The following is a 24,935-nucleotide window of genomic DNA, read 5'->3' as shown; positions in this document are numbered from 1 at the left end:
GCTAACGATGCGCTGGTATTGAAAAACTAAGGAACTCTCATGAAAAAAAGTATTATTGCTCTTTTAGGTCTTGCCGTCATTTTGGGTGGCTGTTCTAACAAAGTCTCTTACGGCGATGCGCAAGCAACAGAAACCACAACTATCGATTTTGGCTCAACAGATTTACAAAAAATCGCGGCTGAAATGGTGGATAGCATGATGATGTCGGGTTCTGTAGCAGCAATTACTCGTGATCAACGTCCTATCGTTTTTGTTGAGCGAATTAAGAACAAGACCAGTGAACACATTGACACTGAATCCATTACCGACACTATTTCTACTAAGATGCTGAACTCTGGTAAGTTCCGCTTTGTTGATATGGACCGTGTTGAGTCTGTGCGTGAACAGCTTAACTTCCAAAACACGGATGAGCTGGTTAACCAAAGCACAGCGATCCAATTTGGTAAAATGGTGGGTGCGCAATACATGCTTTACGGTAACCTATCTAGCATCGTCAAAAATGCAGGTAGCGATAAAGATGTATACTACAAGATGACCATGCGCCTAATGGACCTAGAAACAGGTTTGATTGAGTGGGCGGATGAAACGGAAATTCGTAAAGCGCAATCGAAGAGCTTATTCGGTCTTTAATCGATACTGATGGAGAAGTCATCAATGGCATGGTTTTCTTGGCAACAAGCAAAACAGTTAGATCCGAGTCTTAATGCTCTCGATGGCTTCTTTACTGAGCCTCCGGTAAAAGTTCAAACCGTTACCGGGGGGCTAACCAACCGTTGTTGGCGGTTGGAATCCTCTCAAGGCCTTGTATACATCTGGCGACCGACCAGTAATGTTTGCAAGGCTTTTTCAATTTCTCGCCACAATGAATATCAAGTTCTGAATGCTATCTCTTCATTAGAAATTGGTCCTAAGCCAGTGTTTATCCACGAGCAAGGTTTACTGGTGGAATGGATCGAAGGGCAAGCACTTTCGGATGTAGGGCTACCAGTAAGAGATTTATTATCCATTGCGGCGACCATTCATCAGCACCCGATCAGCGCGCTCCCTTTGGTTCCATTTTCTTATATTTCTCGCATCGATCATTATTGGCTTGAGCTTGATGGTCAGTATGCGGATACGGAATTTGAGGCTCTATACATGAAGTGGCGCACGGAACCGAGTGTAGCGGCGGTTCCACTCGCTCTTTGTCACTTTGACCTGGGGTGTTACAACCTCGTTCGGGGAGAGAGTGGGGTGAAAGTCATTGATTGGGAATATGCTGGTATTGCTGACCCTAGGCTTGATTTGACCTTGACTATTCAAGTCGCGGGTGCGCCTGTGGAAGAGGCGGTGAAACAGTATTGCCAAATTCGAGGTATCGAAGATGCGTCTCTTTGGTTAAGTGGTGTACAGGCGTGGCAGCCAAGAACCCTAGTGATGGCGATGCTTTGGTATTTACTGGCCTATAAATTGTGGGGAGATGAGCAATACTTAAACAGTGCGTATGAGTTGAAAGGCTCATTGTGTATGGAAGATCACTGTTTTGAGAACTCGTGATATTTTCCCCTTTAACAGTAAGGAAATAGTGGTAGTTTTAATAAAAGTACCAGATACACACAGGGAGAGGTACACATGATTATTTACTTACACGGCTTTGACAGTACAAGCCCGGGTAACCACGAAAAAGTTCTTCAACTGCAATTCATCGACGACGACGTTCGTTTTATCAATTACAGCACCCTTCACCCAAAGCACGACATGCAACACTTGTTAAAAGAGGTGTCTAAAGTTATCGATCAATCTGATGATCCAAACCCGTTAATCTGTGGGGTTGGTTTAGGTGGTTATTGGTCTGAACGAATTGGTTTTCTATGCGGTATCAAACAAGTGATGTTTAACCCGAACTTGCACCCAGAAAAAACGATGGCTGGTCGAATCGATCGCCCAGAAGAGTACGAAGATATCGCAACAAAATGTGTTGATCAGTTTCGAGCGAAAAATCAGGCGCACTGCTTGGTGATTTTATCCAAAGATGATGAAGTGCATGACAATGCGAAAACTGCAGCTGAGTTAGAAAAATACTATCAAATCATTTGGGACGAAACGCAGTCCCACAAGTTCAAAAAGATCTCTCAACATTTACAAGCGATGAAGGCATTTAAAAATACTTAAGAGTGTTTGAGTGTGAACAGTAAAGCGGCATTTTTTATCGGCTGCTTTGCTGCGGCCCCCTATTGTGAGTATGCCGAGTCACTTTCTCTTTAAAGGCCTCATTTTCTTGGTTTAGCGCTTAGAATATTGTGTTCTCCTTACCGTTTTCTTACTTCCATCCTATGTGGCACGAATACCTTGTTGTAGAGTAGTCGAAAAGTAGTCAATCCGTACTCGTCACACGGATTTTGGTTGCCTTCAAAGTACGTCTCTATATAATGAACCAGACTAAAATAATTTGATAAATATCAAAAAAAATTGAGAGCGAGTAATAAACTTGCCCAAAAATCTCTGGCGTCGTATCCGTACCAGACAAATATGCTGATTCCTAACAAGTTATTGATAGATAAAGAATAAAATTAGGCAGCAGTTTTTAATCCAAATAAATTGAGACACCTCTAAGAACCAAGAATTCATCGGTTGGATGTATGGCACAGCATGTCTGTGAACCATGTGTCGAGCTGAACCCCATATATTCATTTTTGTAGAGGAAAATCATTGTGACACGCATTATCGTTGTAGGCGGCGGTGCTGGTGGTCTTGAGTTGGCAACTAAGCTTGGCCGAACTCTAGGTCGCAAGAACCGTGCGCAAATTACGCTAGTAGATCGTAAAGCGAGCCACTTGTGGAAGCCATTATTGCATGAAGTTGCAACTGGCTCTTTGGACGAAGGGGTGGATGCTCTGAGTTATCGAGCTCATGCAAAAAACCACAGCTTCGACTTCCAAATGGGTAGCCTTCAAGACATCGACCGCGAACGTAAAGTGATCATCTTAAGTGAGCTTAAAGATGAGCATGGTGAGCTTCTGATGCCAAGCCGCGAGCTAGAATACGACATTCTAGTCATGGCGATTGGTTCAACATCAAACGACTTCAACACTCCTGGCGTTCGTGAGAACTGTATTTTCCTAGACAGTCCAGAACAAGCGCACCGTTTCCGCACAGAAATGAACAATGAGTTCCTAAAACTGCACGCGAAAAACGGTAACGGTACGGTGGATATCGCGATTGTTGGTGCTGGTGCAACTGGCGTTGAGCTATCTGCAGAACTACACAATGCCGTTAAAGAGCTGCGTACTTACGGCTTTGGCGATCTTGACTCTAGCAAGCTGAACGTCAACCTGATTGAAGCGGGTGAGCGTATTCTACCTGCGCTTCCTCCACGTATTTCGGCTGCTGCTCATCAGGAGCTGGTGAAGTTGGGCGTAAATGTACGCACTGCAACCATGGTGACTAAAGCTGAAAAAGATGGCCTCACCACGAAAGATGGTGAGAAGATCCCGGCACAAATCATGGTTTGGGCTGCGGGTATTAAAGCACCAGATTTTATTAAAGATATCGCTGGTTTAGAAACGAACCGTATCAACCAGCTGGTAGTGAAAAATACACTACAAACGACGCGTGATGATGACATTTTCGTTATTGGTGACTTAGCACAATGTACTCAGGCTGATGGTTCGTTTGTTCCACCACGTGCGCAAGCTGCGCACCAAATGGCAAGCCAAGCATTCAGCAACATCGTTGCGAAGATCAACGGACGCGAGCTGAAAGACTATGTGTATAAAGATCACGGCTCATTGGTGTCTCTAAGCCGTTTCTCTACCGTTGGTAGCTTGATGGGCAACCTAACCAAAGGGTCGATGATGGTAGAAGGCCGTATTGCACGTGTCGTTTATATCTCGTTATATCGAATGCACCTGATGGCGTTGCACGGCGTATTTAAAACCGGACTGATGATGCTCGTGGGTCGTATCAACCGAGTACTGCGTCCAAACCTTAAGCTTCACTAAGACGCCAAATTCACATCTACGCGGATTGCGCGGATGCTGTATCTTCGAAATATAAAAAGCCACCGCAAGTCGGTGGCTTTTTATTTATGTTAGATCTGCCGGTAAAAGTGAGTACACAACGCCATCCTTAGGCTTACCATGAAAAATAAACCGGTTTCTGGCGATGGTTTCTTTTTGTGCACCGACTGACTCAATTAAGGTTTGGCTTGCTTCGTTGTCGGGGTCACAGACAATTTCCAGTCGAGTTAAACTCAGCTTTGCAAAGCAGAATTCAGCCAAGGCTCTAACGGCTTCTTGAGCATAGCCCTGTCGTTGATAGCGGTCAGCAACCCAGTAGCCAATACTTGCCATATTAAACGTGTGATATAACTCGTTTACGGCGGCCATTCCTACTAGAGTGTTACTTTGTCGCTCATAGATACCGAAACCGAAAGCTTCTGTTTTTACCCAGTTAAGTCGGGTTGCCAACAGGAAGTCCTGTGCATCTTTCAACGTAACGTTTTGATTACACCAATCTAGCCACTGGTGTAGGGAAGGGGACTCTGCAAGCAAACGTTGTAGTAAGTGAGCTTCTTCAGAAGGGATGAGCTTGAGCGCTAAGCGGGGCGCAATGATTTCAAAATCTGGACTCATGAACTGATACGACTTCCATGTTGAGTGTAAGTAATTTGAAAACTGTCTATTTCATACTGTAACGCAGTTATTTTCCTTGCTCTGCGTTGGTTAGGAATAACTGAGGACATAACAGATAAAAACAAAGCGCAGCAAATGCTGCGCTTTGTTGAATCACTCGTGCTTATCGAACGCGACGAACTTGAATGATCATGCCCATCAATGGGTTGTCTAGGTAATGAGTCTCACTACTACGCATACGGCGTTTTTGATCCATTCGGTAGCTCTTGAGGAACTTTTCTTCTGTTATTGTAGGGGAGATTTCCGCCAAGTTACCCACTTGAACATTACCATCGACCTCACCTAAATCATCCGCCAATTGCTCGGTTGAAGTTGGTTCAAAACGCACTTCTCTAACACTTGGCTCGCGCAGGTCTAGTGTCGTTTCAGCGAATAGATAATGCTGCACGTAAATTTGGAATCGACCGTCTAGTTCATACAAAGGACCGTTGACTGTCTCTTCACTGTAACCGTCAGTGGAAAATGTCTGAGTACTGCCATTGATTGGACTACCATCTGCGTGATAAGAATCAGAGAAATCTCGTCCACCAACAATACGGAAAATTGGGGCGCTAGATTTGCCTCGGTCACCTTGACGCCATGCTACGTGTTTAAGCACTTTAAACCCAGCGTGGTTGTTTAATGCTGCTTCTTGCGCATTCAGGCGGAAAGATGAGCGTGGCAGTAGTGTTACGCCTTTAGAGCGACGGTATGATTCACTCTCTAAGCTGCCGACATTTTCCATATCGATTTTTGGCAGTTGATTCGGCCAAGATTCAGTGGTGCTTTCAGCGTCGACTGCTCGCTTGAAAATGATCACTTCAATATCAAATTGACGCTGTGCCCAAGAAGGCATTGAGACACATAGAAGCAATAACGGGATCAGTATTCTCATTCGACTATTAGCTCGTTGGTAATAAATTCTGTTTAAAATCATTCAGTAAGTCTTGAACAAACTGAATGCGTTTACGTCGGTCCGCCAATGGTACGCTAAACTTGAACTTAGTTGGACCTTCCATTGCAAATTTTTGCGGCTGTGATTGCAGCAGTTTAACCAAATACGCTGGATTTATGTCAGCATCAGGGTAAAACTCGATAAATCCACCTTTATCATGGGCTTCTATCTTTTTCGCTTTTAGGCTACCAGCCGAAATTTTCAATTCTGAGACAGCAAGTAAGTTCTTCGTCGCGTCTGGAAGCAGTCCAAATCGATCGATAAGTTCCACTTTGAGCTCTGAGAGTTCTTCACCACTCGTAACGCTCGCAATACGTTTGTACATCGACAGTCGTGTATTCACATCCGGGATGTAATCGTCTGGCAAGAGCGCTGGGATTCGCATTTCAACTTCAGTTTGTTCACGAAGCAGCTCGTCCAAAGAAGGTTCTTTACCTTCTTTCAATGCTTGGACTGCTTGTTCCAGCATTTCCATGTACAGTGTAAAACCAACCGATTGAATTTGCCCACTTTGCTCGTCACCAAGCAGTTCACCAGCCCCACGGATTTCCAAGTCGTGAGTTGCTAGAGTAAAGCCTGCGCCTAAGTCTTCCAGTGAAGCAATCGCATCAAGACGCTTGATAGCATCTTTGGTCATGGCTTTTGGATGTGGCGTTAATAAGTAAGCATAGGCTTGATGATGAGAGCGTCCAACACGGCCACGCAATTGGTGCAGTTGCGCTAAACCAAGGTTGTCTGCACGATCCATAATAATGGTATTCGCCGTTGGTACGTCGATACCGGTCTCGATGATCGTTGTACACACCAACACATTAAAGCGCTGGTGGTAGAAATCATTCATGATGCGCTCCAGTTCGCGCTCACGCATTTGACCATGTGCCACGGTAATTCGTGCTTCAGGAATAAGCTTTTGCAAGTCTTCCGCGGTTTTCTCGATAGTCTCTACCTGATTGTGCAGGAAGTAAACCTGACCACCACGCATGATTTCACGCAGTACCGCCTCACGGACCACAGATTCTTCTCTTTGACGAACAAAGGTTTTGATCGCTAAACGACGCGCTGGAGGTGTCGCGATGATAGACAGATCGCGCATGCCACTCATTGCCATATTCAGTGTACGTGGAATTGGTGTTGCGGTGAGGGTAAGAATATCCACATCCGCACGCATTGCTTTGACTTTTTCTTTTTGACGAACTCCGAAGCGGTGTTCCTCATCAACGATCAACAAACCTAAATCTTTGAATTTAATGTCGCTCGAAAGCAGCTTATGCGTACCAACGACAATATCGACTTTACCATCTGCAACGTCTTGCAAAATGACTTTTTGTTCTTTGGCCGATTTAAAACGAGACAGTACTTCAACTCGGATTGGTAAGTTGGCAAAACGGTCACGGAAGTTTTCGAAATGCTGCTGAGCAAGCAGGGTTGTCGGTACGAGTACGGCGACCTGTTTACTGTTATCCGTTGCGACAAATGCTGCGCGCATAGCGACTTCCGTTTTACCAAAGCCCACGTCACCACACACTAGACGATCCATCGCTTTTGCTTGGCACATGTCAGACAAGACGGCATTGATGGCCATCGCTTGGTCATCCGTCTCTTCAAATGGGAACGTTGCTTTAAACGTTGCGTATTGCCCACGATCTAGCTCAAATTTGAAGCCCGGTTTTAATTCTCGTTTAGCGTAAACATCCAGCAACTCAGCCGCGACATCACGCACTTTTTCTGCCGCTTTACGACGTGCTTTTGCCCAAGCCTCGCCACCCAATTTATGCAGTGGTGCACTTTCTTCAGCACCGCCTGAATAACGGCTAATAAGGTTTAGTGATGAAACTGGTACGTAGAGCTTGGCATCGTTTTGATACTCAAGGGTGACGTATTCCGTTTTCATGCCACCGGCTTCAAGTGTTTGTAAACCGATGTAGCGGCCAATACCGTGATCAATATGAACCACGGGTTGACCGGGTTTCAATTCCGCAAGGTGGCGAATAACGGTGTCACTGTTGACTGCTTTTTTATCTTTGCGGCGTCGCTGGATAACGCGGTCACCAAGTAGATCACTTTCACAGATCAGAGCGAAGTTCAGCTCTTCGTGAATGAAACCATGCTCTGCAGCGCCTAAGATCAAACTGAAGCGATCACCCGAATCTAGGGCTTGGTAAAGTGAGCCATGTACGACTGGGCGAACTTTGATGCCTTGCAACAGTTCCGTTAGTGCTTCACGACGACCCTCTGACTCTACCGAGAAAACAATTTTTCCGCTGAATTGCTCACTGAATTGACGAAGACGCGAAAGCGGTTCTTTATTTTGTTGTTGAACACCAAGCTCGGCTAACGATTGTACTGGTAGGTTTTGACGACCAGCACGCTTAACCACTTTCTCTAGGCTCAATTGAGCCATAGGGAGCTGTTTTAGTTGGCTGAAGAGTTCGTCTTTTTTCAGCCAAAGTTGTTCAGGAGTCAAAAGAGGACGTAGTGGATCAACTTTTTTCTGGTCGTACCGATATTCGACATCGGTTAAGAAAGTATCGACCGCAGATTCAATATCACCATATGTGATGACTTGAGAGTCTTCTGGCAAATATTCAAATAAAGTCTCGGTATGGTCAAAAAACAGCGGTTGCCAATACTCAATACCAGCGGGCCAAGTGCCTTTGGTCACTTGCATGTAGATCGATTCTGGCTCTCGGCGTGCTTCAAATTGGGTGCGCCAACGTGTACGAAAATCCTCAATCGCTTCTTTAGTGGTTGGGAATTCATGTGCAGGCAGCAATTGGATTTGCTGAATATCGTCGATAGAGCGTTGGTTCTCTGGATCAAACGTGCGAATGGTATCTATCTCATCATCAAAGAAGTCGATGCGATACGGGTCATCGCTGCCCATAGGAAAGAGATCCAGAATCGACCCACGGCTCGCGTATTCACCTGGCCCAAATACTTGGTCAACGTGGCGGTAGCCCGAATTTTCAAGTTGTACACGTAGTTTCTCAAGTGAGAGTTGATCGCCGGTTTTCACCATTAAGGTATGTTGCAATAGAAAATCACGTGGCGACTGTCGCTGCAGCACCGTACTGACCGGGACGATGGTAATGCCATTGCGTTGGCTTGGCAGTTGGTATAGGCGCGCGATACGCTCAGAGATAATTTCTTGATGCGGAGAAAAGTTATCGTAAGGCAGCGTTTCCCAGTCGGGGAACAGGCTTACCGTTTGGTCGGTGAATTGCTCAATCTCTGCCTGAAGCTTTAAAGCAATTTGCGGGTCAGGCACAACGAGTAGCGAGTGACTCGAATGCTGCTTGGCTAGCTCTGCAATGGCTAGAGGTAGAGCCGCGCCCGGTAAATTACCTAGCTGTTTTTTGTCGCCACGCTCAGAAGGGTTGGTGACGGAAAGAATCGTTGCTTTTGTCATAGGAGTTATTTTTTATCTCGCTCCATCGAGCGCTGACGTAAAAGTTTTTGTTGTTGATATAGTGCCGCCTTTATCAGCAAATCTTGGTCAGATTCACGTAGCATCTTATATCTAAGAGTGATAATGAAATCTTGCTCTGAAGCATCACATTCTTCTACTTGAGCGTAACCGTAAATCGCTGCAGCAGGATGATCGAGAAACAGTTTAACACGAACGAGTTGTTGGGCAGATAGCGCTGTATCTGAACGGTAACTGAGTTGGCTGGCGCCAAACTTCGTGGTTTGGTATCGAATGGAGGCGTCATCTTGTTGTGAAAGCATAAAGCTCAACAAGAGGTTAAGTTTCGCGTTTTGCGTATCAAGCAAGTTAATCACATGCTTTAAATCTTTGTTTTTTAGCTCTAGACGTGCATTGTCTGCCAACATATCTAGATGGCTAAATTCGCTGGCAACAATAAACGGTGCTGGAATTTCGGAAACAAAGGTTTCTTCATCTGGCAAAGCAAAATCCGCACTCAACGTTTCGACGTTGATAGTGAGATTATGATGGACGGTAAAGTATTCTTGCTCTGTCATATAGTCGGTCCTTTTGCCAGCGAGCGCTCCCTGTTCACTCAACAAACAAAGAGAAGTAGGGCACTGATTATCGCTAACTGAATGAAGTTATCAAGTTTACCTGATTTGTCCTTGAACTTTTTGCCCTAAATACAGACTTATTGCATGTCGTTGACAAATTTAGCGATTCTCTTGTCTTCTTAATGAGAAGAGTAAGGTAAGATAATCTGCTAAAGCTTTATATCAAAACAACCAGTTGGTTTGTCTTATATGTATCATCCTATCTCATTATTTATTGGTTTGAGATATCTTCGGGGACGCTCTGGAGATAGGTTCAGCCGATTTGTTTCTTATATGTCGACGGCGGGTATTACGATCGGTGTAATGGCATTGGTGACGGTTCTTTCTGTGATGAATGGGTTCGAATCGCAGTTAAAAGAGCGCATTTTAGGTGTGCTACCTCATGCCGTTGTTTCGCAACACGATGGAAAAACGCCGTTGACCGAGTCTGCCCCTTCATTTGTTCAAGCGATGTCGCGTGAATCTGAACCGGAGCCTATCGTTCGTGGAGAGGCTGTAATTCAGAGTTCTGCGCAACTGACGGCAGGTTACCTCATTGGCATTGAACCAAAGAAAGGCGATCCGATCAGCAACCATTTGATTGCTGGGCGATTATCGTCACTTCAAGCGGGCGGTTACAACGTCTTTTTAGGTCATAGCTTGGCGCGCTCGCTAAAGGTCTCAATCGGGGATAAAGTGCGCTTGATGGTGACCAACGCGACGCAGTTTACCCCACTTGGCCGTATTCCTAGCCAGCGAAACTTTACTGTCGCTGGTATTTTCAATACGGGATCGGACGTTGATGGTCAATTAATGATTGTTAACATGACGGATGCATCTAAGCTGATGCGTTTTCCGAAAGACACGGTTTCTGGTTGGCGTGTCTTTTTCTCTGATCCATTTATGGTGACGGATTTTGCTGATCAACCCATGCCTGACGGGTGGCAATGGAGTGATTGGCGCGAACAGCGTGGTGAGCTTTTCCAAGCGGTGAAAATGGAAAAGAACATGATGGGACTCATGCTAGGTCTGATCGTGGGCGTTGCTGCATTTAATATTATCTCCGCCTTAATCATGGTGGTGATGGAGAAACAATCAGAAGTCGCAATATTGAAAACTCAAGGCATGACTCAATCTCAAGTGATGACCATTTTCATGGTACAAGGGGCGAGCAGCGGTGTAATTGGCGCGATTGTCGGTGGCGCTGCGGGCGTGATCTTGTCACTTAATCTAAATGCGATTCTTGAATCTGCTGGTGTGGCGCTATTCAGTTTTGGTGGTCATCTACCCATCTTGATTGATTCACTGCAAATTCTTTTAGTGGTGGTGTTGGCGATTGCTCTTAGCCTCGCTGCTACGCTTTATCCTTCTTATCGAGCATCTTCTGTTAAACCTGCTGAGGCACTTCGCTATGAATAAGCTATTAGAATGTCGTGATATTCGTAAAGTCTACCGAGAGGGTTCGTTAGATACGGAAGTGTTGAAAGGCGTAAGTTTCGATATCGACAAAGGGGAGTTGGTTTCTATTGTTGGCTCTTCTGGTTCGGGAAAAAGTACCTTATTGCATATTTTAGGGGCGTTAGATGACGCAACTCATGGTGAAGTTGATTTTCTAGGGCAAAACCTATCGGCTTTAAGTTCGAATAAACAGGCGGCTTTACGCAACAAGCACCTTGGTTTTGTATACCAGTTCCATCACTTGTTAGCTGATTTTACTGCGCTTGAAAACGTGGCGATGCCACTGATGATTGGCGGCGCTAAAGTAGCGGATGCAAAACAGGCGGCTAAAGCGTTGTTAGATAAAGTTGGTTTGAGTCATCGGATGCAACACAGGCCTTCTGAGTTATCGGGCGGTGAGCGTCAACGTGTTGCGATTGCGCGTGCATTGGTGAATAAGCCTGATCTGGTTTTGGCCGATGAACCTACGGGGAACTTAGATCACAATACGGCACTGTCTATCTATGATTTGATGCGCGAGCTCAATAAAGAGTCAAACATTGCATTTTTGGTTGTCACGCATGACAAAGAGCTGGCAGCGAAAATGGATCGTCAAATGCACATGCAAGATGGTTTGCTCGTGGATCGTTTTGTGACTGATACTGCGTCTGCGGAGGGCTAATTTTGTTTTCATCTTTAGCATTGATGATTGGTGGTCGCTTCAGTCGAGCGAAAAAGCGCAACAAGATGGTGTCTTTCATTTCGCTTTCTTCAACGATTGGTATTGCGGTTGGTGTAGCCGTGATCATTATCGGTCTTTCTGCAATGAATGGCTTTGAGCGCGAGCTGCAATCGCGTGTGTTGTCAGTTATTCCACACGGTGAGTTGGAAGGCGTTAATGGTCCGCTTCATAACTACACCAAAACGATGAATCAAGCCCTAAACCATGAAGATGTTGTTGCGGCAGCGCCGTACGTTCGTTTTACGGGGTTAGCAGAAAAAGGCAGTAAGCTAAAAGCGATAGAAGTTCGTGGCGTAGAGCCTACTTTCGAGCAAGCGGTGTCGAGCTTATCGAATTTTATTGACCAAGAAGCTTGGCAAAACTTTTATGCCGGTCAGAAGCAAGTGATCTTAGGCCGAGGTGTTGCAAACGAGCTAAATGTCGCAGTGGGGGATTACATTACGTTGATGATTCCGCAAACAGGCGGCGCAAACAAAGTGCAGGCTCCCAAGCGTGTGCGCGTGAAGGTGTCTGGGTTCTTAACGTTGAATGGCCAAATAGACCATTCTTTAGCGTTAGTGCCATTAGCGGATGCTCAGCAATACGCGAGGTTAGGGGAAGGGGTCACTGGCATTTCACTAAAAACGGATGATGTTCTCAATGCGCCTTCTATTGTTCGTGAGGTAGGTAGCATGGTGGATGTTTACGTGTATTTGAAAAGCTGGCAGCAAAAGTTTGGTTTTTTGTATCGCGATATTCAGCTCGTACGCACCATTATGTACTTGGTGATGGTACTGGTGATTGGTGTGGCATGTTTTAACATTGTGTCTACGCTGATGATGGCAGTGAAAGATCGAGCCGCAGAAATTGCAATTTTGCGAACTATGGGAGCAAAAGATAGCCTAATCAAACGTATCTTTGTTTGGCAAGGTGTGTTCTCTGGTGTATTCGGCAGTCTGGTCGGCAGTGTTATTGGTGTCTTAGTGGCGTTAAACCTGACTCCGTTAATTAAAGGGTTAGAGAGCTTAATCGGTCATCAGTTTTTATCGGGTGATATTTACTTCGTCGACTTCTTACCATCACAGTTACACTGGCCAGACGTAGCATTGGTGTCGGTGACGGCGATCGTTTTGAGTTTGCTTGCAACGTGGTATCCCGCTTCTCGCGCCGCGAAGTTAAATCCGGCAGCGGTGCTGAGTTCTAAATAACCAACCGTTTTACAATACGAGAAAAGCAAAAAGGACCGAATTCGGTCCTTTTTTGTATTTATCCAACTTGAGCGACATCGTGTTTCATTCTAACTGTTAGGTGCCCCTCAACTGATAGCGCAAATGCTGATTTTTATGCAGTAACGTCTTATCTTATTTTGCGTTTTTGCCAGCTCCGAACCACTGAGTAGCGCCAAAGTCCTCTAATGCCGAAGTAGCCAATAATCGCGGATATGACACCACAGATAGCACAGCCTAATAAGAATGGAGGGCCAATAGTGCTCATCTGTTGCATGATGAATTCCCACGAAAGTTCAAAGTGGAAAGGTTGCGGAGGAACATGCATCACTAAAGCGCCAAGCTTATACGCAAAATAAAATAACACAGGCATGGTGATGGGGTTGCTTATCCATACCAAAGCGACGGAGAGAGGTAAATTGACGCCAAGCATGATTGCCAAACCTGCAGCCATGATCATTTGGCTTGGTAGCGGAACAAATGCCATAAATAACCCGACAGCAAAAGCCCCAGACGCCGAGCGACGATTTAAACACCACAAGTTCGGGTTGTACAACACATTGCCGAAGACCTTCAATGCTTTTTGGCGTTTGATCAATTCATGATCTGGCATGAAGCGTTTTATCAGCTTTCTAGGCATAGGACAGCATGACTCTCTCAGAAAAAAGTTGGACCTTGGCGTTATTTGTAGCGAGCGTAATTTCGTCAGCTTGGTGGCCGACAATACCAGATTGGCGTTGGCTGCTGCTGGGAATAATAACCACTGGCTCAATAATCAAATTACGTCGTGGCTTAATTAGCATAGGCGCAATTGCGGGCTTTATGGTTGTCATCGTCCACGGCAATGTATTGGAGTCTCAGAGACAAGCCCTTTTTCAAGCAGGGGAGAATATTACCATAATTGGTAAAGTTGACAGCCCTTTTACGCAAATAAGTCACGGATATGAAGGCATTGTGGCTCTAAAAAAGGTAAATTCTCAAACTCTGTTACCTTTTCTTAAACCTAAAATCCGTCTTATTACGCCTTTTCCACTCGATGTTAACAGTGAGTTTACGACATCCGTCTCGTTAAAGCCGATTACAGGCCTACGCAACGAAGCTGGTTTTGACGCTGAAAAGCACGCAATGGGTAAAAGTATTATCGCACGCGGTGTTGTTAACAAGGATGTTACCTGGATTATTCGTTCTACTACATCTTTGCGCCAAGCCATTATCGCTGATGTTTCGGAGGATGTGTCCTCCCTTCATCATTTCTCGTTAATAAATGCGTTAGTTTTTGCCGATCGCTCTTGGTTATCTAAGGAGGATTGGCAAGCACTCAGAGACAGTGGTTTACTGCACTTGGTCTCGATTTCGGGCTTACATATTGGTATGGCGTTTACTTTTGGGCTAGTGGTGGGCGGTGCCATTCGTTATGCGTTACCTCAATACCAGCTATTGCCTAGCTTATGTGGGCTGATGTTTGCCGTTGCCTATGCTTGGTTAGCGGACTTCTCATTACCTACTACCCGCGCGGTGTCGGTATGTGTTATTTACGTCGTTCTCAAATATACCTTAGTGCACTGGGCTTCCTGGCGGGTACTTTTGCTCGCGGTAGCGCTACAACTGCTTGTTCAACCTTTTGCATCGTATAGCATGAGTTTTTGGTTATCGTATTTGTCAGTTTGCGCAGTGTTGTTCGCAATCAATTTGATTCGGCATCAAAACGGGGGCTGGAAAGCGAAGTTAAAAGTGCTATTGCTTACTCAATTGATGTTGAGTGTGTTAATCGTGCCTATTAGTGGCTATTACTTTTCTGGTTTCAGTTTGTCATCAATTGCATACAACTTGGCGTTTATTCCTTGGTTCGGATTTATCGTTGTGCCTTTGATGTTTCTGGCCCTGTTTTCATCTTTATTTCTTGAAATGATAGCAAAGTATCTGTGGCAGTTGGTGGACTGGTCATTGCAGCCATTGAGCACGTCAATTCAGTACGCGATAGGCTCCTGGCAACCCATTAGTATAGAAATGACAGGGTTGATTCTGGCGGGAATTGTTTGCTTGGTGTTTCAACGATTCATGTTTCAGTACGCGTGGTGTTTGTTACTTGGCATTGTAATTAGTATTAAGCTTACATCGGAATATGATCAGCAACATTGGCGCATTGATGTACTAGATGTGGGCCATGGCCTTGCGGTGATTGTAGAAAAAGACGATAAAGTGTTGCTCTATGATACAGGTAAAGCATGGCAAAATGGCAGTATTGCGGAGCAGGTCGTCACTCCGGTCTTGCATCAACGAGGTTATGAAAGCATCGATACGATGATCATCAGCCATTCCGACAATGACCATGCAGGAGGGCGCTTGTTCATTGAAGATGCCTTTTCGCCACAGCGCAAACTCAGTAGCCAAAACTTTATCGGATATGAGTCTTGTACTCGCGGCGATCATTGGAAATGGCAAGGGTTAAATATAGAAGTACTTTGGCCTCCTGCTCTTGTTCAACGTGCATATAATCCGCACTCCTGTGTACTACGTCTTACCGACCCTATTTCTACGTTCAGTATGCTTTTTACTGGTGATATTGAGACCATTAGCGAGTGGATCTTGCTCAGGGAGCCTGAAAAGTTAAAAAGTGATGTGATGTTGGTCCCTCATCATGGTAGTAAAAGTTCATCGAATCCTCGCTTTATTGAAGCGGTAAACCCGAGTGTGGCCGTTGCTTCTTTGGCAAAAAATAATCAATGGGGAATGCCGGCAGAACATGTTGTTGCAGCATATCGCAAGCTTGACATTACTTGGCTTGATACTGGGGAATATGGTCAGGTAAGCTTCTCTATTCACCGTGATAATTGGCGCTCAGAAACCAAACGTAGCGATACATTTGAGCCTTGGTATAGGCAGATGCTGCGTAAGGGAGTAGAATGAGAGTCTTAATGTAAGAAAATAAAGCACTTCTATGTCGATAAATACTGATGAAACGACTTGGCAGACGTTTAAGCGTCTATGGCAATTTATTCGCCTTTACAAGTCAGGTCTTGTCGTTGCAGTCATTGCATTAGTTATTAATGCTATATCAGATACCTATATGATTTCCCTATTAAAACCATTACTAGATGAAGGTTTTGGGAACGCTGAATCTGATTTTCTACGCACGCTTCCATTGATTATTTTTGCCATGATGTTTGTCCGTGGCATAAGTGGATTTGTCTCCACATACTGTTTGAGCTGGGTATCCGGCAATGTGGTTATGCAAGTCCGCCGTATGGTATTCAATCACTTTATGCATATGCCTGTGTCGTACTTCGATAAGGAAAAGACGGGCAATTTATTGTCACGTATTACCTACGATTCAGAGCAAGTATCTGCGGCAACTAGCCAAGCGTTAGTGAGCATCGTTCGCGAAGGTGCAAGTATCATTGGCCTGTTAGTCCTGATGTTTTACAACAGCTGGCAGTTGTCGTTAGTGCTGTTTGCTGTTGCTCCTGTTGTCGCGTGGGGTATTGGTGTCGTTTCTAAACGTTTTAGAAAAATATCCAAAAATATGCAGACAATGATGGGCAACGTGACTGCGTCAGCAGAGCAGATGCTGAAAGGCCATAAAGTCGTGTTGAGCTACGGCGGCCAGGATATCGAACGTAAACGATTTGAGAAGGTCAGCAACCAAATGCGTCAACAAAGCATGAAGTTGGTGACAGCTCAAGCAGCGGCTAACCCTATCATCCAAATGATTGCGTCACTTGCTATTGTTGCCGTTCTTTACTTAGCAAGTATTGACTCGATTAAAGAGCAACTGACTCCAGGTACATTTACCGTTGTATTCTCTGCGATGTTTGGTTTGATGCGTCCGCTTAAAGCGCTTACTAACGTTACCTCTCAGTTCCAACGTGGTATGGCCGCGAGCCAAACGCTCTTTGCGTTGATTGACCTTGAGCCTGAGAAAAACGAAGGTAAGTTGACAGTTGAACGCGCAAATGGCGATGTTTCAGTTAAAAACGTAAGCTTTACTTATACTGGCGCAGAAAAGCCAGCATTGGAAAATGTCAGCTTCGATATTCCAAGAGGGAAGACCGTTGCGCTGGTTGGTCGTTCCGGTTCCGGTAAAAGTACCATCGCGAACTTGTTCAATCGTTTCTATGATGTTGATAGTGGCTCCATCACATTAGACGGACATGATATTCGTGAATACGAGTTAAAGAACTTGCGTCAGCAGTTTGCGCTAGTATCACAAAATGTTCATTTATTTAATGACACGATTGCAAACAATATTGCTTACGCAACGGATGGAAAATACGAGCGCAGTGATATCGAGAAAGCGGCAAAACTCGCGCATGCTATGGAATTCATCAGCAAAATGGATGATGGGCTTGATACCATGATTGGTGAAAATGGCGCGAGTCTATCTGGCGGTCAACGTCAACGTGTCGCTATTGCACGTGCTCTATTGCGTGATGCACCGGTATTGATTCTTGATGAGGCGACCTCTGCTTTGGATACGGAATCAGAACGCGCTATCCAAGCTGCATTAGATGAGCTGCAGAAAGACAAAACGGTACTCGTGATTGCGCACCGCTTGTCAACTATCGAGAAAGCCGATGAGATTCTTGTGGTTGATGATGGCGCCATCATTGAGCGTGGCAACCATGCCGATCTTATTGCAAAAAATGGTGCGTATGCACAACTGCACCGTATTCAGTTTGGTGAATAGACGCGGTGGTTGAAAAAATCTGGTTTGAAAACCATCCAATAAAATACCTCTTGTGGCCGTTTTTGTGGCCACTGAGTGTATTATTTGGAGCAATAAGTAAGTCTAAGCGAAAGCAATATCAAGCAGGCCGTAAGCAAGTCTACAACGCGCCTATCCCTGTTATTGTTGTCGGCAATATCACGGCTGGTGGTAATGGCAAAACACCAGTTGTGGTTTGGCTTGTTGAGCAACTGCAACAGCTTGGGCTTAAGCCAGGGGTTGTTTCTCGTGGCTATGGAGCAAAAGCGCCTGCCTATCCGTTAGTTCTAAAAGAAGATACGCCTGCGAAACATTGTGGTGATGAGCCTAAGTTGATTCATCGCCGTACAGGAGCGCCTGTTGCGGTAGACCCGGTGCGTTCAAATGCTGTGAAAGCACTGTTAGAGTCAGGTGTAGATATCATTATTACGGACGATGGGTTACAGCATTATGCGTTAGGCCGTGATATTGAGTTAGTGATTGTGGATGGGAATCGCCGATTTGGGAATGAAAGCCTCATTCCGCTTGGCCCACTTCGTGAAGGGGTCGAGCGTCTTGCTGAAGTCGACTTTATCATCACCAATGGCGGTCAAGCACATACGGGCGAAATCGCAATGACTTTAGCGCCATCTAAAGCCATTAACCTCAAGACTAAGCAACTTGTGGAAGTTTCTGAATTAAAAGAGCTAGTGGCATTTGCAGGGATTGGGCATCCACCACGATTTTTTCATACATTAAACTCGATGAACGCAGATGTTAAAGTCACAAAAGGTTTTGCTGACCATCAAGACTTTGACCAACAAGAATTAGAAGCATTGGCTCAACAAGGGGCCAATGTGATTATGACCGAGAAAGATGCCGTCAAGTGCAGCCATTATGCGCAAGATAATTGGTGGTATCTGCCTGTATCTGCCCAGTTTGAACCAAACGATGCAGAGCAAATTTTAAAGAGAATAAAAGAGGTTAAAGCGGCTTATGGATCACCGTCTGCTTGAGATTGTAGCTTGCCCTGTTTGCAAAGGTAAGCTGACGTACGATAAAGAGAATCAAGAGTTGATCTGCAAATTGGATCGCCTCGCTTACCCGATCAAAGAGGGTATTCCCGTTCTGCTGGAGCCTGAGGCTCGTACTATGAGTATGGATGAGGGACGCTAATGTCTTTTACGGTTGTCATTCCTTCGCGTTACGCATCGAGCCGCTTGCCTGGTAAACCGTTAGCGAATATTGGCGGTAAGCCTATGGTTCAGTGGGTTTACGAGCAAGCGCTACAAGCGGGTGCGGAAGATGTTATCGTGGCAACTGATGACGAGCGTGTTGCTGATGCTGTCTCGTCGTTTGGTGGTAAAGTCTGTATGACCTCTCCCAATCACGAGTCAGGTACTGAACGCCTTGCTGAAGTTGTTGAAAAGATGGCTATTCCTGCAGACCACATTATTGTTAATGTGCAAGGGGACGAGCCTTTGATTCCACCGTCTATCATTCGTCAGGTTGCTGATAACTTATCGGGATGTGATGCTCCGATGGCGACATTAGCCGTAGAAATAGACTCGGAAGAAGAAGTGTTCAATCCGAATGCAGTTAAAGTTGTGGCTAATGAGCAAGGCTATGCGATGTACTTTAGCCGAGCAACTATCCCTTGGGATCGCGATAACTTTGCTAAACAAGACAAAATCATTGCCAACCCATTAATGCGTCATATTGGTATTTATGCTTATCGAGCTGGTTTCATTAATACGTATGTAAACTGGGCTCCGAGCGCATTGGAGCAGATCGAGTGCCTTGAGCAACTACGAGTGCTTTGGTACGGTGAAAAAATTCATGTAGCGGTAGCGAAAGAAGCGCCAGCAGCCGGCGTTGATACGCCAAAAGATCTAGAGGCGGTGCGCGCTATTGTGGCGAAGCAAGCATAACTAAAGGTCACATTGAATTAAGAACGAGAAAGGCTCCTGAATTAGGAGCCTTTTTGTTGCTTATATCCAAGTATTAATTAGATGTTTGTGTCATATTGGTTCCGTTTAGGGCAGGTCGCTAAGACTTCTCGGTGACCTGTGTCTTTTACTTCTTGCAGAATGACATCAAATCCCCACAATCGGTATACGTGTTTCAGAACTTCTTCGTAACTGTCATCAAGCGGGATTCGGTTATGAGGTACGTATTGCAACGTGAGTGAGCGGTCCCCACGAACATCGACATTAAATACCTGAATGTTTGGCTCAAGATTAGATAAGTTGTACTGAGCGGCTAAGGTTTCTCTAATGCGTTTATAACCCATCTCATCGTGTATCGCGGCGACTTCAATAAAGTTTTTGTGGTCATCATCGTTGATCGCAAACAGCTTGAAATCACGCATTAATTTCGGAGAAAGGTATTGGCTAATGAAGCTTTCATCTTTGAAATTATGCATCGCGAAATGTACCGCATCTAACCAATCGGTTCCTGCCAAATCCGGAAACCACTCCTTGTCCTCATCAGTTGGTTCTTCACAGATACGTTTAATATCTCGGAACATTGCAAAGCCCAAGGCGTATGGATTAATACCATTAAAGTAAGGGCTATTATAAGGCGGTTGAGCTACCACACTGGTATGGCTATGTAAGAACTCTAGTATGAACTTTTCGGATACCAAACCCTCATCGTAAAGATGGTTGAGAATGGTGTAATGCCAGAATGTTGCCCAGCCTTCGTTCATTACCTGCGTTTGTTTTTGCGGATAAAAATACTGACTGATTTTGCGTACAATCCGCACGACTTCACGTTGCCACGGCTCTAGTAGCGGGGCATGCTTTTCGAAAAAGTAGAGCAAGTTTTCCTGAGGCTCGCTTGGGAACCGTTCTTTAAGATCTTCCTCTTTGGTTTTGGCTCTTGGTACTGTGCGCCACAATTCATTCACTTGAGACTGTAAGTATGCCTCGCGTTCTTCTTGTCTTGCTTTTTCCTCTGTAATTGAGATTTTCTCTGGACGCTTGTAGCGGTCTACACCAAAGTTCATTAAGGCGTGGCAGGAGTCGAGCAGTTTTTCCACTTCCTGTACTCCATATCGCTCCTCACATTCAGCCAAATACTTTTTGGCAAACAGTAAATAATCGATGATGGAGCTAGCGTCCGTCCAGGTTTGGAACAGATAATTACCTTTGAAGAAAGAGTTGTGTCCGTAACAAGCGTGAGCAATCACCAGCGCTTGCATTGTCACGGTATTTTCTTCCATCAAATAAGCGATACACGGATTGGAGTTAATGACAATCTCGTAGGCTAACCCCATTTGACCATGCTTATAGTTCTGCTCCGTTTGGATGAACTTCTTACCAAACGACCAGTGGTTGTAATTGATGGGCATACCAATACTTGAGTAGGCATCCATCATTTGCTCGGAAGTAATCACTTCTATCTGGTTAGGGTAAGTCTCTAGGCGATAGTGTTGTGCGACACGCTTAATCTCTTTGTGGTAGCGTTCCAACAGCTCAAATGTCCAATCCGGTCCATCTGGCAGCATTTTACTATTACGCTTCTTAGGCGCCTCTCCTGAGAGGTTTTTCGTTGCGGTACTCATCGCTAGCCTCCTTACGCCGTTTCTTTTTGGAATAGTTCACGGAAGACTGGGAAAATATCCTCCACAGAGCGAATGTTTTTCATTGCGAAGTTCGGAAATTCATCGGTAAGCTTTTCGTACTCATGCCATAGAGTTTGGTGCGAGCGTCGCGTAATTTCTATGTAGGAGTAGTACTGACAGTTTGGCAGTAGTTTGTTCACTAATAGATCGCGGCATCTTGGCGAGTCATCTGCCCAGTTATCGCCATCGGATGCTTGCGCAGCATAAATGTTCCATTGTCCAATTGGATAGCGCTCTTTTACGATTTCGTCCATCAGTTTCAATGCGCTGGATACAATAGTGCCCCCGGTCTCTTGCGAGTAGAAGAACTCGTGTTCGTCCACTTCTTTCGCTTGGGTGTGGTGGCGAATGAAGACAACGTCTACATTCTCGTAAGTACGAGTTAAGAACAGGTATAACAGAACGTAAAAACGTTTTGCGATGTCTTTTGTTGCTTGATCCATCGAGCCCGATACGTCCATCAAACAAAACATCACAGCTTGACTAGAAGGTACAGGGCGTTTTTCATAGTTTTTAAAGCGTAAGTCGAAGGTGTCAATAAATGGAACCCCCTCAATTTTCTTACGCAGCTCTTCAATTTCAGCCTTCAAGCGGTTCTCTTCAAACTGCTGAGCGGGTTCAATGTTTTTGATGCGAGCAAGTTCATCTTCTAGCTCTTTGAGAAGACGTTTCTTACCCGCGGTCATTGCCGTACGTCGTGCAAGAGATTGTTGCAGCGAACGTACTACCGCAATGTTTGAAGGGATACCAGCAGTTTGAAAGCCTGCGCGGTGCGTTTTCCATTCAGTAATTTTGGCAATTTGGTTTTTTTCTAGATTAGGCAGCTCGAGATCTTCGAACAAAATATCGAGGTACTCATCTTTTGATATTTGGAATACAAATTCGTCTTGGCCTTCTCCATCTGGACTGGCATTGCCTTCTCCCGAGCCACTACCTTGACCGCCACCTTTAGGACGCTCAATTTTATCACCAGTAATGAACTGGTCATTGCCGGGATGAACTCGTTCGCGAACACCACCTTTGCCTTGATGAAAGAGCGGCTCATTGATGTCTTTGTGAGGGATAGAGACGTCTTCGCCCGTTTCCGTATTCGTAATCGAGCGTCGATTCACTGCGTCTGCTACCGACTCTTTTATTTGCTCTTTGTGGCGCTTCAAGAAGCGCTGTCGATTAACAGCGCTCTTGTTCTTGCCATTGAGCCTTCGGTCTATAAATTGCGCCATGAAATAGCCCTCTTCATGTTTCACAAGCGACCTAACTCAATACTGGGTTAGGATGACTTACGTACTCGTAGGTACCACTCAGAAAGTAGGCGAACCTGTTTCTCGGTATAGCCTTTTTCCATCATGCGAGCGACAAAGTCGTCATGCTTCTTCTGATCTTCAGAAGAGGTTTTCGCATTAAATGAGATAACCGGAAGTAGCTCTTCGGTATTGGAGAACATTTTCTTCTCGATTACTGTGCGCAGTTTTTCGTAGCTGGTCCAAACCGGGTTTTGACCATTGTTATTCGCTTTCGCACGAAGCACAAAGTTAACGATTTCGTTTCGGAAATCTTTCGGGTTAGAAATACCAGCGGTTTTCTCGATCTTCTCTAGCTCAGCGTTGAGTGAAGATCGATCAAATAGCTGACCAGTTTCTGGATCTCGGTACTCTTGGTCTTGAATCCAGAAGTCTGCGTAGGTGACATAGCGGTCGAAGATGTTCTGACCGTATTCAGAGTAAGACTCGAGATAAGCGGTCTGAATCTCTTTACCAATAAATTCAACGTAGCGAGGCACTAGGTAGCCTTTCAAGAACTCGAGATATTTCTCTGCCGTTTCAGCAGGGAACTGTTCACGTTCAACCTGTTGTTCAATCACATAGAACAGGTGTACAGGGTTGGCTGCCACCTCGGTTTGGTCGAAGTTAAATACGCGCGACAAAATCTTAAAGGCGAAACGTGTAGAGAGACCATTCATGCCTTCATCGACACCCGCATAATCACGATACTCTTGATAGCTTTTTGCCTTTGGATCGGTGTCTTTGAGTGTTTCACCATCGTAGACGCGCATTTTTGAGAAAATGGATGAGTTTTCAGGCTCTTTCAGGCGTGAAAGAATACTGAATTGCGCTAAAGTTTCGAGCGTGCTTGGAGAACAAGGAGCCTGAGACAGCTCACTGTTTTCAAGCAGTTTTTGGTAAATTTTCACTTCTTCGGATACGCGGAGACAGTAAGGTACTTTTACAATGTACACACGGTCGAGGAAGGCTTCGTTATTTTTGTTGTTACGGAAAGTCTGCCACTCAGATTCGTTCGAGTGAGCCAGAATCATACCGTCGAATGGAATAGCAGATAGACCTTCAGTACCGTTGAAGTTACCTTCTTGCGTTGCCGTCAATAGTGGGTGAAGTACTTTGATCGGCGCTTTGAACATCTCAACGAATTCCATTAAACCTTGGTTTGCTTTACACAGCGCACCGGAGTAGCTGTAGGCATCTGGGTCGTCTTGCGAATAATGTTCGAGTTTACGGATATCGACTTTACCAACCAGTGATGAGATATCTTGGTTGTTTTCATCCCCTGGTTCTGTTTTAGCAATACCGATCTGATCGAGAATTGAAGGGCGAACTTTCACTACTTTAAACTTAGTGATATCACCGCCAAATTCATGAAGGCGTTTAGCGGCCCATGGCGACATAATTGAGCGAAGATAACGTTGCTCGATGCCATATTCTTTTTTCAAAATATCGCCGTCTTCCGTGGCTTTGAATAGACAGAATGGATGGTCATTCACTGGGCTACGTTCGCCATTAGCAGTAAGAACATAGATAGGCATCTGTTCCATCAGAGCCTTAAGTTTTTCAGCAAGTGAGGACTTACCACCGCCGACAGGACCGAGTAGGTAAAGGATCTGCTTACGTTCCTCTAAACCTTGCGCCGCGTGTTTTAGGTAAGACACAATTTGCTCTATGGCATCTTCCATACCATAAAAATCTTTAAAGGTTTCATAACGAGAGATAACACGATTCGAGAAGATGCGGCTCAATCTCGGGTCTTTTGCCGTATCGATTATCTCTGGTTCACCGATCGCCATCAGTAGGCGTTCTGCTGCATTAGCATAAGCGCTTTTGTCATCCTTACACAGGGCTAGAAACTCCTGTAACGACATCTCTTCATCTTTTGCAGCTTCATATCTTGATTGATAGTGGTCGAAAATACTCATGTCGCTTTCCCCTTTAATAGTCAGTCTACCGACGAACGTTGATTCAGGCTTTCCCACCTATTGTTATGCTCCTTGTTGTTTGAATATACGTCCTGTTATCACATTTGGTTCGTACAGAATGTAAGATTGGCGACACCAAAGACTTTGCTTTATGGACAGTTTTTTCATTACAACGGTGAGCGGTGGGTATGAATCTTTCAATCACAGCCTTTCTCTACTTAAGCCTAGTCGGGGATTTGCAATTTTGCTTAACAATTATGAATTTATTGCAAAAGTGACATTTGAATCACTCTTTCACTGAAGATGAATTTATGTCGTGAATAGGTGCAATAGAAATCAGATATTTGGCAAAGACAGAAGGGTCTCAGTGATTCATTGCTCTACATCGCACAAGGGAAGCGTAA

20 protein-coding genes are annotated in these 24,935 nt (G+C 45.0%); 12 read left to right on the top strand and 8 right to left on the bottom strand.

The annotated features are described in order from the left end of the window. Positions 1-39: 39 nt before the first annotated feature. The 4 genes from lpoB (at position 40) to NB463_RS14495 (ending at position 3,980) form a co-directional block, all read left to right on the top strand. The gene (gene lpoB / locus NB463_RS14510; protein ID WP_005378467.1) at positions 40-630 is read left to right on the top strand and encodes a penicillin-binding protein activator LpoB; all 591 of its coding nucleotides are present in this window, start codon (positions 40-42) and stop codon (positions 628-630) included. A gap of 24 nt (positions 631-654) precedes the next feature. Then, entirely contained in the window at positions 655-1,536 is an 882-nt protein-coding gene (thiK, locus tag NB463_RS14505) for a thiamine kinase (RefSeq protein ID WP_047008527.1), read from the top strand. Positions 1,537-1,611: 75 nt separating this feature from the next. Further along, on the top strand, positions 1,612-2,151 hold the full coding sequence (ycfP, locus tag NB463_RS14500; RefSeq protein WP_047008528.1) for an alpha/beta hydrolase YcfP: 540 nt from the start codon (positions 1,612-1,614) through the stop codon (positions 2,149-2,151). A gap of 539 nt (positions 2,152-2,690) precedes the next feature. Beyond that, on the top strand, positions 2,691-3,980 hold the full coding sequence (locus NB463_RS14495) for an NAD(P)/FAD-dependent oxidoreductase (RefSeq protein ID WP_006742157.1): 1,290 nt from the start codon (positions 2,691-2,693) through the stop codon (positions 3,978-3,980). A gap of 84 nt (positions 3,981-4,064) precedes the next feature. Here the strand turns inward: NB463_RS14495 and NB463_RS14490 are convergent, their stop codons facing one another. The 4 genes from NB463_RS14490 to NB463_RS14475 all read right to left on the bottom strand — a co-directional run bounded on the left by NB463_RS14490 (position 4,065) and on the right by NB463_RS14475 (position 9,591). Continuing rightward, positions 4,065-4,613, bottom strand: coding sequence for a GNAT family N-acetyltransferase (locus NB463_RS14490; RefSeq protein WP_048626173.1), 549 nt, complete (start codon positions 4,611-4,613; stop codon positions 4,065-4,067). A gap of 163 nt (positions 4,614-4,776) precedes the next feature. Then, positions 4,777-5,547, bottom strand: a complete 771-nt coding sequence (locus tag NB463_RS14485) for a peptidoglycan binding protein CsiV (protein WP_074191059.1) — start codon at positions 5,545-5,547, stop codon at positions 4,777-4,779. A gap of 7 nt (positions 5,548-5,554) precedes the next feature. Continuing rightward, the gene (mfd, locus tag NB463_RS14480; RefSeq protein WP_167426759.1) at positions 5,555-9,016 is read right to left on the bottom strand and encodes a transcription-repair coupling factor; all 3,462 of its coding nucleotides are present in this window, start codon (positions 9,014-9,016) and stop codon (positions 5,555-5,557) included. A 5-nt stretch (positions 9,017-9,021) separates the two neighbouring features. Next, entirely contained in the window at positions 9,022-9,591 is a 570-nt protein-coding gene (locus NB463_RS14475) for a hypothetical protein (RefSeq protein ID WP_006742154.1), read from the bottom strand. 249 nt (positions 9,592-9,840) lie between these two features. Here NB463_RS14475 and lolC point away from each other — a divergent pair, with 249 nt between their 5' ends. The 3 genes from lolC to lolE are packed head-to-tail and all read left to right on the top strand — an operon-like array spanning position 9,841 to position 12,996. Next, complete coding sequence (gene lolC, locus NB463_RS14470; RefSeq protein ID WP_258430974.1) at positions 9,841-11,049, top strand: lipoprotein-releasing ABC transporter permease subunit LolC; 1,209 nt, start codon at positions 9,841-9,843, stop codon at positions 11,047-11,049. Next, the gene (lolD, locus tag NB463_RS14465; protein ID WP_005378457.1) at positions 11,042-11,749 is read left to right on the top strand and encodes a lipoprotein-releasing ABC transporter ATP-binding protein LolD; all 708 of its coding nucleotides are present in this window, start codon (positions 11,042-11,044) and stop codon (positions 11,747-11,749) included. Before lolC ends, lolD begins: the two co-directional genes overlap by 8 nt. A gap of 2 nt (positions 11,750-11,751) precedes the next feature. Further along, positions 11,752-12,996 (top strand): lipoprotein-releasing ABC transporter permease subunit LolE, encoded by a 1,245-nt coding sequence (gene lolE, locus NB463_RS14460; protein ID WP_048626175.1) that lies wholly within the window; start codon positions 11,752-11,754, stop codon positions 12,994-12,996. A gap of 148 nt (positions 12,997-13,144) precedes the next feature. On the opposite strand, the gene NB463_RS14455 is transcribed toward lolE, so the two are convergent. Further along, positions 13,145-13,654, bottom strand: a complete 510-nt coding sequence (locus NB463_RS14455) for a DUF2062 domain-containing protein (protein WP_006742150.1) — start codon at positions 13,652-13,654, stop codon at positions 13,145-13,147. Positions 13,655-13,662: 8 nt separating this feature from the next. Here NB463_RS14455 and NB463_RS14450 point away from each other — a divergent pair, with 8 nt between their 5' ends. The 5 genes from NB463_RS14450 to kdsB are packed head-to-tail and all read left to right on the top strand — an operon-like array spanning position 13,663 to position 19,629. Then, complete coding sequence (locus tag NB463_RS14450; protein ID WP_258430975.1) at positions 13,663-15,921, top strand: DNA internalization-related competence protein ComEC/Rec2; 2,259 nt, start codon at positions 13,663-13,665, stop codon at positions 15,919-15,921. 31 nt (positions 15,922-15,952) lie between these two features. Then, entirely contained in the window at positions 15,953-17,701 is a 1,749-nt protein-coding gene (gene msbA / locus NB463_RS14445; RefSeq protein ID WP_005390646.1) for a lipid A ABC transporter ATP-binding protein/permease MsbA, read from the top strand. Positions 17,702-17,706: 5 nt separating this feature from the next. Then, entirely contained in the window at positions 17,707-18,714 is a 1,008-nt protein-coding gene (gene lpxK, locus NB463_RS14440; protein WP_258430976.1) for a tetraacyldisaccharide 4'-kinase, read from the top strand. Next, on the top strand, positions 18,695-18,874 hold the full coding sequence (locus tag NB463_RS14435) for a Trm112 family protein (RefSeq protein ID WP_005390649.1): 180 nt from the start codon (positions 18,695-18,697) through the stop codon (positions 18,872-18,874). Before lpxK ends, NB463_RS14435 begins: the two co-directional genes overlap by 20 nt. Continuing rightward, the gene (kdsB, locus tag NB463_RS14430) at positions 18,874-19,629 is read left to right on the top strand and encodes a 3-deoxy-manno-octulosonate cytidylyltransferase (RefSeq protein WP_258430977.1); all 756 of its coding nucleotides are present in this window, start codon (positions 18,874-18,876) and stop codon (positions 19,627-19,629) included. The genes NB463_RS14435 and kdsB overlap by 1 nt, the downstream gene beginning before the upstream one ends. A 77-nt stretch (positions 19,630-19,706) precedes the next feature. Here kdsB and NB463_RS14425 read toward each other — a convergent pair whose 3' ends face one another. From NB463_RS14425 to NB463_RS14415, 3 genes are read right to left on the bottom strand one after another with little or no spacing between them, the layout of a single operon-like run. Beyond that, positions 19,707-21,266, bottom strand: a complete 1,560-nt coding sequence (locus NB463_RS14425) for a SpoVR family protein (RefSeq protein WP_104974307.1) — start codon at positions 21,264-21,266, stop codon at positions 19,707-19,709. 11 nt (positions 21,267-21,277) lie between these two features. Continuing rightward, entirely contained in the window at positions 21,278-22,549 is a 1,272-nt protein-coding gene (locus NB463_RS14420) for a YeaH/YhbH family protein (RefSeq protein WP_053807153.1), read from the bottom strand. Between the two features lie 47 nt (positions 22,550-22,596). After that, on the bottom strand, positions 22,597-24,531 hold the full coding sequence (locus tag NB463_RS14415) for a PrkA family serine protein kinase (RefSeq protein ID WP_005390658.1): 1,935 nt from the start codon (positions 24,529-24,531) through the stop codon (positions 22,597-22,599). Positions 24,532-24,935 lie beyond the last annotated feature (404 nt).

This window comes from Vibrio sp. RM-41-2B, from assembly GCF_024744415.1.
Lineage (GTDB): Bacteria > Pseudomonadota > Gammaproteobacteria > Enterobacterales > Vibrionaceae > Vibrio > Vibrio diabolicus.
This window is presented reverse-complemented; position numbering and strand designations above follow the sequence as displayed.

What these genes read in the sequence shown, in the direction of transcription:
- NB463_RS14425 (WP_104974307.1), bottom strand. Translation starts at nt 21,266, where the DNA reads ATGAGTACCGCAACGAAAAACCTCTCAGGAGAGGCGCCTAAGAAGCGT.
- thiK (WP_047008527.1), top strand. Translation starts at nt 655, where the DNA reads ATGGCATGGTTTTCTTGGCAACAAGCAAAACAGTTAGATCCGAGTCTT.
- lolC (WP_258430974.1), top strand. Translation starts at nt 9,841, where the DNA reads ATGTATCATCCTATCTCATTATTTATTGGTTTGAGATATCTTCGGGGA.
- NB463_RS14415 (WP_005390658.1), bottom strand. Translation starts at nt 24,531, where the DNA reads ATGAGTATTTTCGACCACTATCAATCAAGATATGAAGCTGCAAAAGAT.
- NB463_RS14490 (WP_048626173.1), bottom strand. Translation starts at nt 4,613, where the DNA reads ATGAGTCCAGATTTTGAAATCATTGCGCCCCGCTTAGCGCTCAAGCTC.
- lolD (WP_005378457.1), top strand. Translation starts at nt 11,042, where the DNA reads ATGAATAAGCTATTAGAATGTCGTGATATTCGTAAAGTCTACCGAGAG.
- NB463_RS14485 (WP_074191059.1), bottom strand. Translation starts at nt 5,547, where the DNA reads ATGAGAATACTGATCCCGTTATTGCTTCTATGTGTCTCAATGCCTTCT.
- msbA (WP_005390646.1), top strand. Translation starts at nt 15,953, where the DNA reads ATGTCGATAAATACTGATGAAACGACTTGGCAGACGTTTAAGCGTCTA.
- NB463_RS14455 (WP_006742150.1), bottom strand. Translation starts at nt 13,654, where the DNA reads ATGCCTAGAAAGCTGATAAAACGCTTCATGCCAGATCATGAATTGATC.
- NB463_RS14420 (WP_053807153.1), bottom strand. Translation starts at nt 22,549, where the DNA reads ATGGCGCAATTTATAGACCGAAGGCTCAATGGCAAGAACAAGAGCGCT.
- kdsB (WP_258430977.1), top strand. Translation starts at nt 18,874, where the DNA reads ATGTCTTTTACGGTTGTCATTCCTTCGCGTTACGCATCGAGCCGCTTG.
- NB463_RS14450 (WP_258430975.1), top strand. Translation starts at nt 13,663, where the DNA reads ATGACTCTCTCAGAAAAAAGTTGGACCTTGGCGTTATTTGTAGCGAGC.
- ycfP (WP_047008528.1), top strand. Translation starts at nt 1,612, where the DNA reads ATGATTATTTACTTACACGGCTTTGACAGTACAAGCCCGGGTAACCAC.
- mfd (WP_167426759.1), bottom strand. Translation starts at nt 9,016, where the DNA reads ATGACAAAAGCAACGATTCTTTCCGTCACCAACCCTTCTGAGCGTGGC.
- NB463_RS14475 (WP_006742154.1), bottom strand. Translation starts at nt 9,591, where the DNA reads ATGACAGAGCAAGAATACTTTACCGTCCATCATAATCTCACTATCAAC.
- lpoB (WP_005378467.1), top strand. Translation starts at nt 40, where the DNA reads ATGAAAAAAAGTATTATTGCTCTTTTAGGTCTTGCCGTCATTTTGGGT.
- NB463_RS14435 (WP_005390649.1), top strand. Translation starts at nt 18,695, where the DNA reads ATGGATCACCGTCTGCTTGAGATTGTAGCTTGCCCTGTTTGCAAAGGT.